Annotated in this window: 13 protein-coding genes; 8 read left to right on the plus strand and 5 right to left on the minus strand. The window is 42.2% G+C overall.

Translation table 11 applies throughout. The annotated features are described in order from the left end of the window. Nucleotides 1-188 precede the first annotated feature (188 nt). Entirely contained in the window at nt 189-494 is a 306-nt protein-coding gene (locus ABIO93_RS03235) for a hypothetical protein (protein WP_348064381.1), read from the plus strand. A gap of 75 nt (nt 495-569) precedes the next feature. Next, on the plus strand, nt 570-962 hold the full coding sequence (locus ABIO93_RS03240) for a response regulator (protein WP_348064383.1): 393 nt from the start codon (nt 570-572) through the stop codon (nt 960-962). Nucleotides 963-981: 19 nt separating this feature from the next. Here the strand turns inward: ABIO93_RS03240 and ABIO93_RS03245 are convergent, their stop codons facing one another. Next, nucleotides 982-4,176, minus strand: a complete 3,195-nt coding sequence (locus ABIO93_RS03245; RefSeq protein ID WP_348064385.1) for a chemotaxis protein CheB — start codon at nt 4,174-4,176, stop codon at nt 982-984. A 649-nt stretch (nt 4,177-4,825) separates the two neighbouring features. Between ABIO93_RS03245 and ABIO93_RS03250 the strand changes: the two genes are divergently transcribed. After that, nucleotides 4,826-7,651 (plus strand): PAS domain S-box protein, encoded by a 2,826-nt coding sequence (locus ABIO93_RS03250; protein ID WP_348064387.1) that lies wholly within the window; start codon nt 4,826-4,828, stop codon nt 7,649-7,651. 110 nt (nt 7,652-7,761) lie between these two features. On the opposite strand, the gene ABIO93_RS03255 is transcribed toward ABIO93_RS03250, so the two are convergent. After that, nucleotides 7,762-8,247, minus strand: coding sequence for a hypothetical protein (locus ABIO93_RS03255; protein WP_348064389.1), 486 nt, complete (start codon nt 8,245-8,247; stop codon nt 7,762-7,764). Nucleotides 8,248-8,569: 322 nt separating this feature from the next. On the opposite strand from ABIO93_RS03255, the gene ABIO93_RS03260 reads away from it, so the two are divergent. The 5 genes from ABIO93_RS03260 (at nt 8,570) to ABIO93_RS03280 (ending at nt 12,200) form a co-directional block, all read left to right on the plus strand. Then, complete coding sequence (locus ABIO93_RS03260; protein WP_348064391.1) at nt 8,570-9,235, plus strand: AAA family ATPase; 666 nt, start codon at nt 8,570-8,572, stop codon at nt 9,233-9,235. Next, on the plus strand, nt 9,210-9,506 hold the full coding sequence (locus ABIO93_RS03265) for a hypothetical protein (RefSeq protein ID WP_348064393.1): 297 nt from the start codon (nt 9,210-9,212) through the stop codon (nt 9,504-9,506). The genes ABIO93_RS03260 and ABIO93_RS03265 overlap by 26 nt, the downstream gene beginning before the upstream one ends. 101 nt (nt 9,507-9,607) lie before the next feature. Then, nucleotides 9,608-9,844, plus strand: coding sequence for a hypothetical protein (locus ABIO93_RS03270; RefSeq protein ID WP_348064395.1), 237 nt, complete (start codon nt 9,608-9,610; stop codon nt 9,842-9,844). Beyond that, on the plus strand, nt 9,834-10,754 hold the full coding sequence (locus ABIO93_RS03275; RefSeq protein WP_348064397.1) for a replication protein RepA: 921 nt from the start codon (nt 9,834-9,836) through the stop codon (nt 10,752-10,754). Before ABIO93_RS03270 ends, ABIO93_RS03275 begins: the two co-directional genes overlap by 11 nt. A 405-nt stretch (nt 10,755-11,159) precedes the next feature. Continuing rightward, the gene (locus ABIO93_RS03280; protein WP_348064399.1) at nt 11,160-12,200 is read left to right on the plus strand and encodes a hypothetical protein; all 1,041 of its coding nucleotides are present in this window, start codon (nt 11,160-11,162) and stop codon (nt 12,198-12,200) included. 104 nt (nt 12,201-12,304) lie between these two features. Here the strand turns inward: ABIO93_RS03280 and ABIO93_RS03285 are convergent, their stop codons facing one another. From ABIO93_RS03285 to ABIO93_RS03295, 3 genes are all read right to left on the minus strand, one after another. After that, the gene (locus ABIO93_RS03285; RefSeq protein WP_348064401.1) at nt 12,305-12,952 is read right to left on the minus strand and encodes a plasmid pRiA4b ORF-3 family protein; all 648 of its coding nucleotides are present in this window, start codon (nt 12,950-12,952) and stop codon (nt 12,305-12,307) included. A 177-nt stretch (nt 12,953-13,129) separates the two neighbouring features. Continuing rightward, nucleotides 13,130-14,428, minus strand: coding sequence for a DUF3526 domain-containing protein (locus ABIO93_RS03290; protein ID WP_348064403.1), 1,299 nt, complete (start codon nt 14,426-14,428; stop codon nt 13,130-13,132). Beyond that, on the minus strand, nt 14,425-15,831 hold the full coding sequence (locus ABIO93_RS03295; protein WP_348064405.1) for a DUF3526 domain-containing protein: 1,407 nt from the start codon (nt 15,829-15,831) through the stop codon (nt 14,425-14,427). Before ABIO93_RS03295 ends, ABIO93_RS03290 begins: the two co-directional genes overlap by 4 nt. Nucleotides 15,832-15,840 lie beyond the last annotated feature (9 nt).

The raw sequence follows: 15,840 nt of genomic DNA on the forward strand, positions 1-15,840 counted from the left end.
ATGCACAATCTTCCTTTTTTCCCTTTCGCTTAAACGCTCGTAAGGTTTTCGATTTTTGACCGTAACTTTCTTCCCTTTTGTTTTCATCCTGAGTTGCTTTAATGTAAAGCTATATCAGGACAATACATATTCTTAAAATTGAAGCAAGGCACGGTTGTTGCAAGTTGAATATTATAATACTCGTACTTGTGAAAAACGGTCTTTTATATACTGAGGAAGAGCTTGCTATTGGTCTAAAAGACAATGAGAGAACTGCTTATGAGTACTTCTATGACAGGTATGGACCTGCAATGTATGGGGTAATTTGCAGGTTAGTGCTTAAAGATGAAATTGCAAATACGGTTATGATTGAGGCGTTTTTAGAATTTAAAATAAAAATGTGTAAATGTGAGTACAAAAGCGGGTCTATCCTTTCGGTGGCCTTAAATATATCGAGGAATAAGGCCCATCAATACATGGAGATGCTTTTGATAAGTAATGAAGACGAATTATAGTAAACCCCTTATCAGCTAATTGCTCCTGGAAGTACTAAATGAAGAACCATTAGAAAATGATTTAAGTAATTAGAAATGGAAAAAACGACTATCTGTATGCTTATTGACGATGATGATGATGAACATGAAATTTTCAGGGAAGCCCTTAGTCAAACGCTCTTGCCGGTCAGATGTCTTTTTGCGTTCAACTGCCCTACGGCAATCAAATTAATAAGCTCTGACGAAAAATCAATTCCTGAGTTCATATTTATGGATTGGAACCTGGGCGGCATCCAGGGAATGGACTGCCTAAACCAATTAAACAGGGTAATACCTGATAACTGCCAGCTTATTGTATATTCTGGCCTTATTTCACAACAAACACTCGATGAGTTGAAACAATACAATTATCATTTCTTCCAAAAAACGGGATCAATAAAACTGTTGGCAAAGGAACTTAAATTAATCTTTGAAACAGCAAGCGCATGACTTCATCTTTAATTATTATTTACAAATCAGCAGGCATTTTACTAAATTGAATTGTGAACTTACTTCCCTTTTTAGGCGCACTCTCGACGGTAATGGTGCCACCTGATGCGTTGACTATCTTTTTGGCCAGGTATAGCCCAATCCCATGACCATCAATCTCGGTATGGAGCCTGCTATATTTATCAAAAATTTTATCTACATGACCATTATCTATCCCCATTCCGTTGTCCTGGACTGAAAGTATGGTTTGGTCATTTTCGTCTGAAATACGCACATCAATGATTGGCGAGCGTTCTGATCTGTACTTAATTGCGTTTGAAATAAGGTTGTAAAGTATACTTCGCAAGTTTTTTTTGGAAAATACGACATGTTTCACTTGAAGGTGCCTTTTAATTACTGCCCCGCTGGATTTGATCTTCTCACTCAGGCTCCACTCGATGTTATCCAACAGCTCATCCATGTCGACCAATTCGGTTAGCAAAGAATCGTTTTCAATTTTAGCCACTACGGCAATTTCACTGATCAGGGAACGGAATTTTTTCACCGAGGTGTTTATGATACGCAAAAATTCGTTAAGCTCCGGATCATTTACATTGATTGCATTCATCACGTTGATACTTCCTTCTATGCTGTTTAGCGGGTCCAGAAGATCGTGTGAGGCCGTATGGACAAAATTTTCAAGGTCAGAATTGATACGCATCAGGATCTCATTTTTTTTATCGAGTTGCTGCTGCGTTCTTTTAAGCTCAGTGATATCGTTGAATGTAATGATAGCCCCTGAGGTTTTGTTGCTGCTGTGACGGATATAAGGCATCGTCATGACCTGGTACCAGTTGCCATTTTGGGCTTCAATTTCTTTTGTTACCACCAGATCATCACTGGACAGTACCTGCCTGATATCTTCAATAATGGTCTCGATCCTGAAATTGGTAGAAATGTTGCCCAACGGCCTTCCGATATCACTGTCAACAAGGTTAATCAGTTTGACTGCGCCAGGGGAAAATTTTATCAGCCGAAGTTCACTGTCTATAAACAGCTGTCCGTTGATGTTGCTGCGGAAATAATTATTGAGATCGTCATTGAGCTCTAGAAGCTCCTTATTTTTAAATTGGTAATCGGAATTGATGGTGTGCAGCTCCTCATTGATTGATTGCATTTCTTCACTTGTACTCTGCATTTCCTCGTTTGCAGACAACAGCTCCTCATTAAATGACTGCATGTTCTCATTCATCGAGTACAATTTCTCACTCGAAACAGCAAGTTTTTCCTTTTGCTCCTTGTTTTCCTGCTCCAGGCTGAGTGTGTACTTATTAAGATAAACTTCTTCATCAAAAGCAAGATCGCTATCTGCGGTTAATTGATGTAATTTGTCCTGGTGGATACAGACTACCAAAAATCCATTGGGCCGGCCTTTAAAAATCATTGGGATGATCGACAAAGTCACTTCAACGATATCCTGGTCCTGTTTTATTTTTATTCCGTTAACACAGGAAGATTCTCCGGTTTTGATTACTTGATTGATCATTGTTTTATAAGCTATGGACAACGGACCTGGAAGCAGCTCCGTTAAATCGCTTGTCATGATTTTCTGAAGTAGGAATTTTGTATTATCCCCATAGAATTTCAGGACCCTTTCATTTTGATCAATACATATGACTAGCTCGTTCTGATTTTTGCTCAAAGTCTCGCTGACCGCATCGCCAAGGGTACGGTCCGGGCTTTTCAAAATTTCTTCTTGTGTAAAGGACGGATCAGCAGGTCTTTTATAAGAAAGTTCGGGCAATGAAAATGAATCAAACCTGATAGCCTGATTGGCTTCCAGGTTCTTATACACTTTTAATTTTTTATTTACCACTTCCAGGCTCTGCATGATCGGCAAGGGATTTTCGCTGGACCCCAAAAACAGGTAGCCATGTTGTCTGAGGCCAAAAAGCAGCATCAGGTATATTTTCTTTTGTAGTGCCGGTGTCATGTAGATCAAAAGGTTACGGCAGCTGACAAAATGCATATTGCAGTATGGTGGGTTTTTTACCAGATCATGCTGGGCGAAAATCACCATCTTACGAAGCTCAGGTTTTACCCTGTACTTATCGCCTTCCAGTAAAAAAAACCTTTCAAGACGGTCTTTTGATACATTGCCCATGATCCCGGAATGATACATCCCTTTACCAGCATGTGCCAATGCTCCATTATCGATATCGGTAGCGAAGATCTTGACAACACAATCATTGATTTTATCACCTAACTGCTCACTGATAAGCATAGCCAGCGAATAGGCTTCTTCCCCGGTAGCGCAGCCTGCTACCCACATCCTGAGCTCTTGTTGCGGTTCAAGGGCTTTAATAATAGCAGGAATTACCTGGGTTTCGATGAAATTAAAAGCCTCCGTATCGCGAAAAAAGCCTGTTACGCTAATTAAAAAATCTTTGGCAAGTGCTTCTAATTCCTGGGGATTTGCTTTAACAAATTCAATGTAGCTTTCCAGCTCGCCAAAGTTATTGGACGCTGCCCTTCTTTTTATTCTTCTCAGGATGGTGGACTGTTTGTAATCAGAAAAGTCAAGAGGTAACTGCTGATTGATCATTTCGATGATTTCGACCAGGTGCTGCTCATCATTAATACCCGAAGCCATTAAATCCAGGTCCCGTTTTACATAATCTTCTATTACCGCAGGCATGGATGCGGGGTCAAGAATAAAATCAACCATCCCGGTTGCGATCGCGTTAGCAGGCATGCTGTGAAACTCTGTACCTTCCGGCTCTCGGGCGATGACCAGGCCGCCCGCTTTCTTTATGGCCTTGATACCGTCGGTGCCGTCCGATCCCATTCCCGAAAGGATTACCCCAATTGCTTTTGGGCCATAATCTGCTGCCAGCGATGAAAAAAAAGTATTGATTGTCATATGGGGACTGCGGTCATTTTCTCTGCCCCTTAAAAAAAGACAGTGCCCTCGAACGGTCATAAACTTGTCATTTGGAATCAGATATACCTGATTGCCCCGTATTGACATGCCGTTTTCGGCCTGCTGGACGACGAGCTTACTATGCCTGGAAAGCAGCTCAACCATACGGCTTTTGAACTCGGCAGATAAATGCTGGACAATGACATAGGAAACACCATCGACTGGGGTATGGTCGAAAAAAGTATTAATTTCCTCGAGGCTGCCCGCCGAAGCACCTATTGCAATGATATGGTGTGGTTCTGGTGCAAACATATGGTAGGCGGATTGGTACAATATCTACAAGGTAGCCCTTAATGGCACCAAACTCTAATAAACGAAGGCATCAGGGTAGTTAAACCTAGAAAACAGCGTCTTGTGTTCAGTAAGTGGCAAAAACTATTTATACGATCAGAGTTGATAGCGGCCGCCGTTGCGGTTTCTTAGCGTATGTTTTCGCCCATTTGTAACGAAAACCTCATTTACTATTATGGACGGTTCGCCGCGCGTTTTAAAATGCATTGGTCATTTCCAAAACTGGCTTCCCTTTTGCGACTAGCCTAACGACGGCAACAATGCGCAACTCTCAGTATATACCGCTCCTGAAAGAGAATCAACTACTTGAATATAAGTTGATTGCGGATAACTAATATATTTCCACCGGGCAACAATATGTATCATTTTACCATCCAGGAACCTGAATTTTTCTTCAACCAAGTTATCGCCTAATCCCATACTATGAGAAGCTTCCGAAATACTGCGACCAACTGATCATCATCGTATCGGCGGCCCCCGTTATTACCTTAGGAATGATTGTTTTCTTTTCCATTGCAACACAAAATTAGTTTAGTGTGCGTTTTTGAAAGTGTCATTTGTCCAAGTAGTTTTGAAGAGAATAGTAATTACTCATATTTAAATAAATTATATGGACTTAAAATTACTACTCAGTGATCGTGCAATGACTATGCTTCTTGAGCATAGCTTTGAAGTTATATCATTGTTGAATGCATCTTTTGAAATATCATACAGAAGTCCCAATGCGGTTCGAATCACGGGTTGGGCTGACGAAGATATGCTAGGGAAAAACTTGAAAAATCTGATTCACCCCGAAGATGCAGCGGATATTATCCAGATACTTCACAATCTTTTAAAGACCAAGGGACTTTCAAAATCCACTGGTTTCCGGTTACTTGGACCTGGTGGAATTTATATCTGGATAGAGGCCACTTTTACAAATCTGCTTGAAGAGCCGGATGTACATGCTATGGTATGCCAATATCAGGATGTTTCTGCAATCAAAAAATCAAGTCAGCTACTCGATAAAAGCAACAGGGAGCTATACGCGTACAAATATGCCCTGGACGAATCGGCGATTGTCGCCGTTACAGACCAGAAAGGTATTATTAGGTATGTAAACGAGAATTTTTGTCATGTGTCGGGATATAGCGCTCATGAGCTTATTGGTCAGGATCACCGGATCATAAATTCTTCTTTTCATGATGAAGTTTACATACGTGATCTCTGGACAACAATCGCAAATGGGAAAGTATGGAAGGGAGAGCTCAAAAACCAGGCCAAAGACGGGCAGTATTATTGGGTTGACACGACAATTGTTCCTTTTCTGGACGAAAAACAAAAGCCTTATCAGTATGTGACAATCAGGTCTGATATTACCGAGCGTAAACTCGGTGAAGAAAAGCTTAGACAGGAAGCAAATCATTTACGGCTTCTCGAATCGGTCATCACCAATACCAAGGATGCCATTTTGATTACTGAAGCTGAACCGCAGGACGAGCCGGGTCCAAAGATTTTATTCGTCAATGATGCTTTTACAAAGATGACTGGTTACTGTTCGGAAGAAATACTGGGCAAAACACCCCGGATTCTTCAAGGACCAAAAACAGACAGGAAAGAGCTCGACAGGCTCAGGGGCTGCCTGAACAAATGGGAATCATGCGAAATCGCAGTTATTAATTATAAAAAAAATGGTGAAGAATTCTGGATCAACCTTGCAGTGACGCCCGTTGCCGATGAAAACGGCTGGTATACGCACTGGATTTCAGTGGAAAGAGATATTACTGAAAGCCGAAAACTCGAACAAGGGTACGATCAGATATTTCATCATGCTCCGGACATTATCTGTACTGTGGGAATGGACGGTTATTTTAAAAAGATCAATCCGGCCTTGTCGGAGTTGCTCGGGTACAGTGAAAAAGAGCTGATGGACAATCCCGTCGTGAAATTTATTCACCCCGATGACAAGTTCAAAGTAATGCGGGATTTGCAGACCAACAAAAACGGAGGGGGCTCTTTTTATTTTGAAAACCGTTGTATAACGAAGTCAGGGCAGGTCAAATGGCTTGCCTGGACTTCTACACCCGCGACTGAAAATGGTCAGATTTTTGCAGTAGCAAAGAATATTACCGAAAAGAAGGAGCAGGGAGAATTATTGGATAATGTGACCAGACTTGCCGTGATTGGTGGATGGGGAATAGATCTTGTAAAAGGGACCGTTTTCTGGTCTGCAATTACAAAGGAAATCCATGAAGTAGATACTGATTATGAGCCGGACATGGCATCCGCCATCAACTTCTATCGAGATGGCCCCAAGGCGGAAATTACCAAACAATTAAACCTGGCCATCGAAAAATGCTCATCGTTCGATATTGAAGCTCAAATAGTAACTGCAAAAAACAATGTAAAGTGGATACGGGTGATTGGGGAACCCGAATTTGAACTTAAAAAATGTGTCAGGATACGTGGTAGTTTCCAGGATATAAATGTTCGAAAGACTGCCGAACTGATAGCCATAAAAACATTAGCAGAGAAAAATAGCATTCTTGAAAGCATTGGAGATGCATTTTTTGCTGTAGATAAAGATTGGGTTGTAAATTACTGGAACAAAGAAGCCGCAAGGCTATTTGCGCAGCCAAAGGATCATGTCTTAAATAAAAAGCTATGGGACGTTTTTCCGGATGCGGTTGGATCTACTTTGTATAAGAAACTTACGCAGGCTGTAAAAACCAACGAGGCGGTTCATTTTGAAGATTTTTATCTTCCGTTTCAAAGGTGGTATGATGCCAGTGCATATCCGTCTGGAAATGGACTATCAGTTTATTTCAGAGATAATACCGAGCGCAGGAGAATCACTACTGCACTCGAAGAATCAGAACGTAATTATAGCTCATTGTTCCAGCTAAGTCCTTTGCCCAAGTGGGTTTTTGATTTACGAACCTTGCAATTTCTAGAAGTCAACCAGGCGGCAATTGCAAATTATGGATATAGCGCAGCGGAATTTTTGAATATGACGATCAACGATATCAGACTTTCTGAAGATTTGCCGCATTTACAGCAGGTACTCAATCTCAACAATATTACAGATGGAAATATGCAACAAGGTATTTGTCGGCATGTAAAGAAAGATGGCAGCGTTATTCATGTAGACATTCAAAGTAATCTCATTCAATTTAAGGGAAAACCTGCTAAACTTATGATTGCCCAGGACATGACTGAACGGTATCATTATGTCATGGCAATAGAAGACCAAAACAACAAATTACGTGAAATAGCATACCTGCAATCGCATGTGGTCCGCGCACCGTTAGCCCGAATTATGGGACTCGTGGCTATGTTACAAGATGGGGAGACCTTCATCGAAGACCGGGAGCAACTTCTGGACTATCTGCTCATATCAGCCAGAGAACTCGATGATGTAGTTAAAAATATATCTAACAAAACAAGGAGAGCATAAAAAAGCCTGGGGTCGATCCAGTTAAGCAGCCCTGGGTGTAAATTTTAACAATTTTTGGCCGGGTTTCTTCAAAATTAAATTGCCGAAATTAATTCAGTTACGAGTGTTCCCTAGGCCATTAATAGACACTTGCGGGCTGCTTCGACCACATCCTTACTAATAAATGTCAACTGGTTAACCTTTATTATTCTGGTGATTTGACTAAAAAGCCGATCAATTAACCGGAAGTTACCGCCGGTAATGCGAATGATCGTATTTAGTGCTTCCACATCCGAGTAGTATTCTGGATTGAAGTTGAACCCCAAATTTTCCCAAATCTTTAGTTGCAACCAAAGCTGCCTTTCAACAAAATCCCTAATCGATTGCTGTGCATCTACCAAAACTTTCTCGTCCGTGTACATCAGCCGCGCTTGACCTATTGCAAGGTTAATGAAGTCTTCCGGCTCCATCCCCAGTCCACCGACAGCGCCAGTAAATGCATTGGCAGCTTTATTTTCGTCACTCTCATGAAATGCAAAAAAACCATTTCCATCAAAGCATAGACGTAGTGAGTCGATAATCTCATTTAACCAAATTTCCTTTTTGTCGTTTTCCATAGCTGCGCATTTTGATTTCTTGACAATAGCACTGAATTTTTACTGTGTCTCACAAATCGCTCTTTCACGATACAGGTCTCCCCTACTCATTATAGTTTAGATCCGCTACACCAATCGGACGCGCCTGGGATTCTCCTGGTCGAGCGTGACATCAGTATCATTCCCTCTTGCCAAAATGACCGTTTACACGTAGATTAACGTTAAAAATAACATTAAAAGAGACACTAATTTAACATTAATAAAAACATTAATTTAGGCATATTTTTTACTTAAAAAAATATGCCTAAATTGGCATTAAATTACATGTTTAAACTAACGTTATATGGTTTTTACAACAGCAGGTGAAAAAGGTGGGAGTGGACGCAGCACTATCGCGGAACATTTCACCGTATGGTTATCTAAACAGGGTTTTGACGTCTTGTTTGTTGATGCTGATGAACAGGGTACCGCAAGCGACTTTACCGCTTGGAGAGAGCAGACCCTCGAAGGAAATGTAGGTTACACACTGGTGCAGCTTGTAGGGGCAAATCTGAGAAAGCAAGTTGAATCAATGAAGCCAAAGTATGACCATATCGTTATAGATACGGGTGGAAGAGACACAACCAGCCAAAGAGCATCTTTATTCGTTTCTGATGTGGCTATCATACCAATTCAGCCCCGTAGCCATGATATCTGGACGCTGTCGAAATTCACGGAAATTCTAGAAGAGATACAGTCAGGTCGTACCACGCCTTTAACCGCATACACGTTTTTAAACCGCGCAGATATTACAAGCGCAGATAATCGAGAATCAGCAGAAGCTTTGGCAGGCATAGAGCAAATGACCTTTGTTGATTGCCCCATAAAGAACCGCAAGGCATACCCAAACGCAGGCGCGTCCGGATTGACAGTGTTTGAAATGGGGGAGAAGTCAGACGCGAAAGCTATTAACGAAATCACAGAACTTTTTAAACGCATAAGCCATGTCAATATCCCTGTCACCGCCTAAGAAAAAGGTATCGGAGCAACAGATCGACGCTATAATAAACAAAGGCGGAAAAACCACGGTCGAGAGCATTGATAGACCTTTGGATCCTAATACCACCAAGAGCATCAAGTTAATCATGACGGTTTACGAAATGGAAACGATCAAAGAGCTGCGAGACAAGCGCCCTGCCAAAAGCCGCAGCCGTAAAATCACGATATCAGTTCACGATTGGGTAATTGAAGCCGTTCAGGAAAAGATCGAGCGTGAGCGCCGTAAATACAGTGTTCAGTGATCAGAGGACTGGCTCGTACAGATCAGTTAAAATCAAGTGCAGCGGAGCCAGCCATATAACGTCGATTATAACACCAATTTTAACGTTAAATTAAACAGTAAATGAGTGCCAAAGTAATCGAAAGATTAACGCTTTTTGAGCTGGACTGTAAGTACGGCAATGGCGATTGGGCTTACAATCCAAAGTATAGTCAGGTGTGGTTTAATGATGACCTGATTACCTGGGAACAGCTGCGCAAGTGGTTTGGCGACCAAAACGCCGAACGCCCAGTAGATGTAGATTATGAACCCGAAACAACGGTTTTGAAAATTAAAACAATATCGACCTATGGCCGCTAAAAAACCGAAACCAGATGGAACATCCAAAGTCGCCATACGCCGATCCAAGCTGATTTACGAAGCATACCAGGAAGAACCGGACGACCGGGAAATCCTTTTCCAAGCAGCCGCCATGTGCCAGGTGTTTCTACCGCGTCGGGAGCCATTGACGCCAAATGAGGTCTGGGAGACAGACAGTGGCAAATTTACTATGACCGTGATCCCACTGCCGGTGATGAACCCGGCCACGCATAAGCAGGAATATTTGGGACTGCCATACGGCACTAAGGCGCGGATTATCCTTGCCAACCTGAACGCCATAGCCGTACAGAGCCAGAGCCGCATTATCGACGTGTCCAGCAACAACCTGACGCAGTTTGTCAAGGAAATTGGAATGACGGACGGAGGGAGCCAAATATCGGCTGTACGCGATCAAATAGCCCGGCTATCTAATTCCATCATGCGGCTATCATTCGACGGCGCAGAGTGGCAGGATAACACCAACATGCCTATCGTTAGCCGATTTACTGTTTTTAAAGGGTCGGAAAACCAACAGCGCTGGCCTGAGCAGATCGAACTGTCAGAGCAATATTTTACAAATCTGGTTGAGCATGCTGTACCGCTGCCTAAGCTACACCTTGCAGCCTTGAGCAACAATGCGACGGCCATCGACCTGTATTGTTTTCTGGCGCACCGGTTACACCGCATACCCAAGGGTAAGCCGCAGTTTTTGGCATGGAAGACACTTAAAGACCAGTTTGGCGGAGAATACACCCGTATGACGGACTTTCGGACGAATTTTAAGAAGACATGGGATCTTGTGCGTTGTCTATACACTGATGCCCGGATCGAGCAGAAAGGCACCAGAGGCTTAATGCTTTACAACAGCCCGACGCCTATACCAAAACAGCTAGGTTTGTTCGGCAACTGATTGATTATAAATACATTAGATTGATTTTTGCGAGTAAATCACGGTATGGGTATATTTTTATAAACAACCATCTCATTATCAAGTAATTGAATGCTAATATTACGACAAAATTACGGTAAAATGATTTTTTGTGTGGATAAACATGTGGAAAACCCTGTGTATAAGGTAGTTATGCACCGTGATTTTGTCTCAAAATTAACCGTGATTTTGTCGCGAAAGTTACCGTGATTTTGTCCCGGAACCCTTTAAAATAAAAAACAATTAATTCTTTACTACTATTAGCGGAAAAATTTGTGGAAAACTCATTTATGCGAATGAAGGGAGGAGTAATTTAAACTAAGAAATTAGTTAATAACTACAAATAGTTCTATATTAAATAAATATTTATTAGAAAAAAATTAAAAAATGAACGTAAAGGACGCAAAATCCATCCCGCTTGACGAATTCCTTGAAAACCTTGGCCACGCATGTGCCAAAATGTCAGGGGGACGTAAGTGGTATCGTGCGCCTTATCGGGAAGAGAATACGCCCAGCTTCGTATTGACTAAAGACCGGTTCGCTTGGTATGACCACGGAGAGGGTAGGGGAGGCAGCATAATCGAGCTGGCCATGAGGTGTGGCGACCTACGTGACGTTTCCGATGCACTCAGTTATATTGAGCGCACAGTCGGCAAAGGATATGCCATCCCCACCATCCGCATGGAGAATAAACCAATGGATCCTGAATTGCCGTTTTACGAGTTAATCACGGCAAATAATTTTCGGACGTATGTCGGCCGTGGAATGTCCAAGGGAGTGCAATATCTGGTCAGCCGGTGTATCAATCCGGACGCGGTCACGCCGTACATTAAAGACGTTAAATTTAACGCTATAAATAACGTTAAAAGAGCCTACACCGGAATCGGCATACGCAACAATGAAGGCGGCTTTGAAGTCCGGTTTGACCGGGGTAGGGGATACGAAAAAACCACGGTCGGAGCGAAAGCTGTGAGCTTCTTTCCAACTACCGTGAAAGGCTCAGAAAACGGCACCTTGCATATCTTTGAAGGCGCACCAGATTTTTATACATACCTGACTTGGAATAGCAAGAAACCGAACTCTATCAACCCAGCATCACAGAGCTATCTAATCCTGAATGGTACTGGAATGACTACTCAGGCAATTAAATTATTACAAGATCACCATTTTGCTTTCGTTGCCATTTGGTCACAATATGGGAAGGGCGGCCATCAGATGGAAGATGAGTTACTAACATATCTTTCCATGATTAACTGCAAGGCCGGCACCACAAAGGACATGTACGCTCCCCCATCTGATACGCCGGAAGATCAGTTAAGCAAGTGGGATTTCAATGCTTGGTATGTGGCACAGAACATGATTTTGAATACAGACTTATTGCCACAGAACAAAGCGGGGTTACGCGTGACGCCGAAGCTCTATAAGTGAGTAAACGTACTGAAATAAACTGTAGGTTTTATTGATACAGAAAGTGCTACTCTTAATCATCAAAATAAGCATCGTAACCACCCAAGGATCTCCAAAATTTACCGTCACCCTTTTTTTGGATACATTTTTGCCAAGGCCTGGTTCATTTTTTCCTTGTCGAACACTTCACTGCGATGCTTAAGATACCACCAGGGGGCATTATCCAAATCAAGGTCCGGAACTTCTCCATTCTCAATACTTTCCAGTACGTTTGATAAGGTTTCCTGGATCCAGCTGAATTGGCCTATCAAAGCATCCTGATATGCATAAGGGCCACCGACATCTTCCGGAGGGCAAGCCCTTCGACCAGCTGTGCAAATTGGGTGATGATACCCTGGCCTGATATTCTCAACTTTCTCTACACGGATTTCGTGTTGCCAGTAATCGCCAAAATCATAAACATATGAAAATTTATCTCCGGCCCTCAAACCTAAATCTCCGATAAAAATTTCACTGGGGTCATCACTATAATAGTTACCTCCTTCATAAGCAATACCATAATCCACTCCCCAGATATGGAAAACATGTAAATGTTGGTTTTCCCAGCCCATCATCATCTGTATCAAATGATGCAGCTCTGCAATATGCGTATTGCCGTCAATGATAAAGCGCCGGTAGATCATTGGCGAAATATTCAGAATGTGTACCTTCAAATGATAGACCGCGGATCTGGGGTCAATGACAGATGGATGGACAACGTTTTTTACTTTCATGACAAGGTGGAGCCGCCAAGGTTTTCAAATCCTTCTCAAGTTATCAAAGAATCAATTGCCCCACACTTTTTGATGCTCTCCTATTGGCAGTCGGCCTAACATTCCTCTGGCTCAATAATTTTGGGGTTCACTTGACATGTTCTAAATGCCTTGTATAATAGATAATCACCATATCATTCATTGAGGAAATTGCGGATAGCTTTTTTTGTATTCTTCTCGAAGGATTAGGTTATTTCCAAAGATGTGTTTGAAATAAAACCTCTTAACCTGATTATTATATTCCCTGACGTAATTCAGATATGCCAGATAATCCGGTAGATCAGTACTGGCCTGTCTGCAAAACAGCTGCTGCATAAACATGGCGGGATCCAGACAGGCGACAGTACTTAGCAAGTTACTTTTCTGCTGCATCCTTGAAGCAAGATTGTTAAACAGGCTATCTCCATGTAAGTCGTTAAATTCACCTTGTGCCAAATAGGCGCGGGTAAACATGATATCTTCCGGATCGGACAGCTGTTTATATTCAGGATAGTGTTTATAAAACCTTTCAAGAATCTGTTTCATTTGCGGCTCACCACCTGTAAGCTGTACGCGCCTGATATTCTGGGTCAGTTTCTCGGTCTCGACCGGATATTTGTAAATCGTATACTGATTAGCTATGGAAGGAAGCAATACGGTAAAGAACAGCCAAAAACTCAGCAGAAGACTGATATTTTTCACAGCTGACCAGCCAGCCATATTAACAAAGTAGGAAAGCGCCAACCAAAACCCCAGGTATAATAGGCTGACCAAATAAAGTAATACCAATTTATCAGCAGAAAATTCTTTGGGAAGGAATAATACAGCAGAAACAAAAAGGACTGCCAGAAGCAGTGCAGATATTAGCATGTAAAATCCAAATCGCCATCCGTAGTGCACATATAAATTAGACGCATCCATTCTTATCAATGGCGCAACGCCAGTCTCGTTATCAAAAGCTACCAGATTAAAAGTGAGCGCAATCAGAAAAAGCGGGACTAGAAAAATGATGATGTACGAAAAATCCACATTGCCGCTCAGAAGCGTCATCGGGTTTGATATCTCGTTTTTAAACAAACGCATGTAAAGACTGATCGGCAGGATTTCCTGATAGTAAGGATACAAATCCCTGTTTCCAATACTGAGCACGCTTAGTGCAGATGGCTCCCAGAATACGTTCAACCGGGAATTGAAAACAGCATGCGATGCTTCGGCTGTCCCATAATAACTTTTCTGTCCTTCCGCAGTTGTGGTATCTGCGCTATAACTGCCGATTGCTGTTTTCAGGGCCTCCTCATTTTTCAATTTTAGCTCCGCAATGGTAGCAAGCTGCTTGTCATAATATCTGCGCCCGTTATCCAGGCTGTAAATCGTTGCCAGAAAAATGCAGCAAAGTAAAATCCAAAAAATCGGACTTGATTTTAACAGATAGAATTCATGTCTGAACAAATTTTTCATGAGGCTGTTCTAAATATTAGGACATGAATGAAAAGCAAAAGTGAGAGCAAAACCAGGATATCTGTAAGACAGCGGAATATACTTTCTGGAATTCCTGCCTGAGAAAAATCGAAGTCTTTAATACTGCCAAATACAGCGCTGCCGACTTTGTAGGTCTGGAATTCAGATTCTTTGGAATGTAGCGTCATATTTTTATTCAGCTCCTGCACATAATAGTTTCTGTAAATCTCAGCCTCGTTGCGAAATGCGAACTCGTCGTAAATGCTATTGCGGGAAATGGCAAAGCTGATGTTGCGAATCAAAAGAAAAGGGTCAAATATACCCAGCAAACTACTTAGCTTTTGCTGTCGGGCAATCCTTTCTTGAAGGTCTTTAAAATGATTATCGTAAACCGAAGAACTATATGCCTCGCTTTTCGTGAGCAATATTCCGTCAATGTTGACAGGCAGCTTGCTGGTAGAATCTACGTTGTACTTTTTTAACATGGAGTCGATAACCGCTTCTTCCCTTTTTCCCATACTATGACCGTCGATACCATTCACAATTTCCTTACGGACAGCTTCACGGAATACCAGGCTCGTAGGCAATGGAAACAGCCGGTCAGCAAAGTTTGCAGTCAGCTTTGGAAACCAAAAAAAAAGAAAAATGCAGGTAAAACAGCTTATAAGGAAAGCGGATTTGAAACTTTCGACGGCAAATGAAACTAGCAATGAAAGACTTGTCAAACACCAATAAAAAAGAAGATAAGATAAAAACAATGCGATAATGGCCATTATGTGGCCCACAGACCACTGTACGCCAAAAATAGCTGAGACTAAAAGAGTCCCGGCAAATATTGCCAAAGTAAGTGCAGCAGTAAACCCGAGCAGAACAGCTGATTTTGCATAAAAAATGGGCCTGGCACCGATCGAATTAGCGGTCATGAAGCCCAGCGTACCGTCTTGCTTTTCCTTACTGAACATTCCAGCTGCGAGGCTAATGATCAAAAGAGGGATCGCAAACTGAAGCAGGAAACTGATATTGAACTCGCCCATCCGAATGAAACTGGAAGAATTCTGTGCCGGGCTGCATACAAAATCGTTCTGCCTGTGGGCCTCCAGGTAAATGAAGGTTCCGGAAAAATTACTGATCCCTTTGTCAAGCAAGCTTAGCGGATTGGCTGGCTTGAAAACAAATGTACCATAATGGGCGGCCATGTGCGGGTTTTTAGGGGTCTGCTCAACCCAGGTCTGCCTTTGCTGCTTTTTATAGAAAGCACGCATCTGGCTTTCGTATTGGTATTCATTCAAACTAATGCCTAAGGCGACCAGCCAAAATATCAGCACAGATCCGGTCAGCCATTTCAAAACAGCACTCCCGGCCAGCATTTTCCATTCATTTTTAATGAGTAATCGAAGTACCATCTCCGGACC

The sequence above is a fragment of the Dyadobacter sp. genome (genome assembly GCF_039919315.1).
In the GTDB taxonomy this organism is placed as follows: Bacteria; Bacteroidota; Bacteroidia; order Cytophagales; family Spirosomataceae; genus Dyadobacter.

Coding starts and splice junctions, on each gene's coding strand:
- ABIO93_RS03240 (WP_348064383.1), top strand. CDS start 570: ATGGAAAAAACGACTATCTGTATGCTTATTGACGATGATGATGATGAA.
- ABIO93_RS03245 (WP_348064385.1), bottom strand. CDS start 4,176: ATGTTTGCACCAGAACCACACCATATCATTGCAATAGGTGCTTCGGCG.
- ABIO93_RS03250 (WP_348064387.1), top strand. CDS start 4,826: ATGGACTTAAAATTACTACTCAGTGATCGTGCAATGACTATGCTTCTT.
- ABIO93_RS03255 (WP_348064389.1), bottom strand. CDS start 8,247: ATGGAAAACGACAAAAAGGAAATTTGGTTAAATGAGATTATCGACTCA.
- ABIO93_RS03260 (WP_348064391.1), top strand. CDS start 8,570: ATGGTTTTTACAACAGCAGGTGAAAAAGGTGGGAGTGGACGCAGCACT.
- ABIO93_RS03265 (WP_348064393.1), top strand. CDS start 9,210: ATGTCAATATCCCTGTCACCGCCTAAGAAAAAGGTATCGGAGCAACAG.
- ABIO93_RS03270 (WP_348064395.1), top strand. CDS start 9,608: ATGAGTGCCAAAGTAATCGAAAGATTAACGCTTTTTGAGCTGGACTGT.
- ABIO93_RS03275 (WP_348064397.1), top strand. CDS start 9,834: ATGGCCGCTAAAAAACCGAAACCAGATGGAACATCCAAAGTCGCCATA.
- ABIO93_RS03280 (WP_348064399.1), top strand. CDS start 11,160: ATGAACGTAAAGGACGCAAAATCCATCCCGCTTGACGAATTCCTTGAA.
- ABIO93_RS03285 (WP_348064401.1), bottom strand. CDS start 12,952: ATGAAAGTAAAAAACGTTGTCCATCCATCTGTCATTGACCCCAGATCC.
- ABIO93_RS03290 (WP_348064403.1), bottom strand. CDS start 14,428: ATGAAAAATTTGTTCAGACATGAATTCTATCTGTTAAAATCAAGTCCG.
- ABIO93_RS03295 (WP_348064405.1), bottom strand. CDS start 15,831: ATGGTACTTCGATTACTCATTAAAAATGAATGGAAAATGCTGGCCGGG.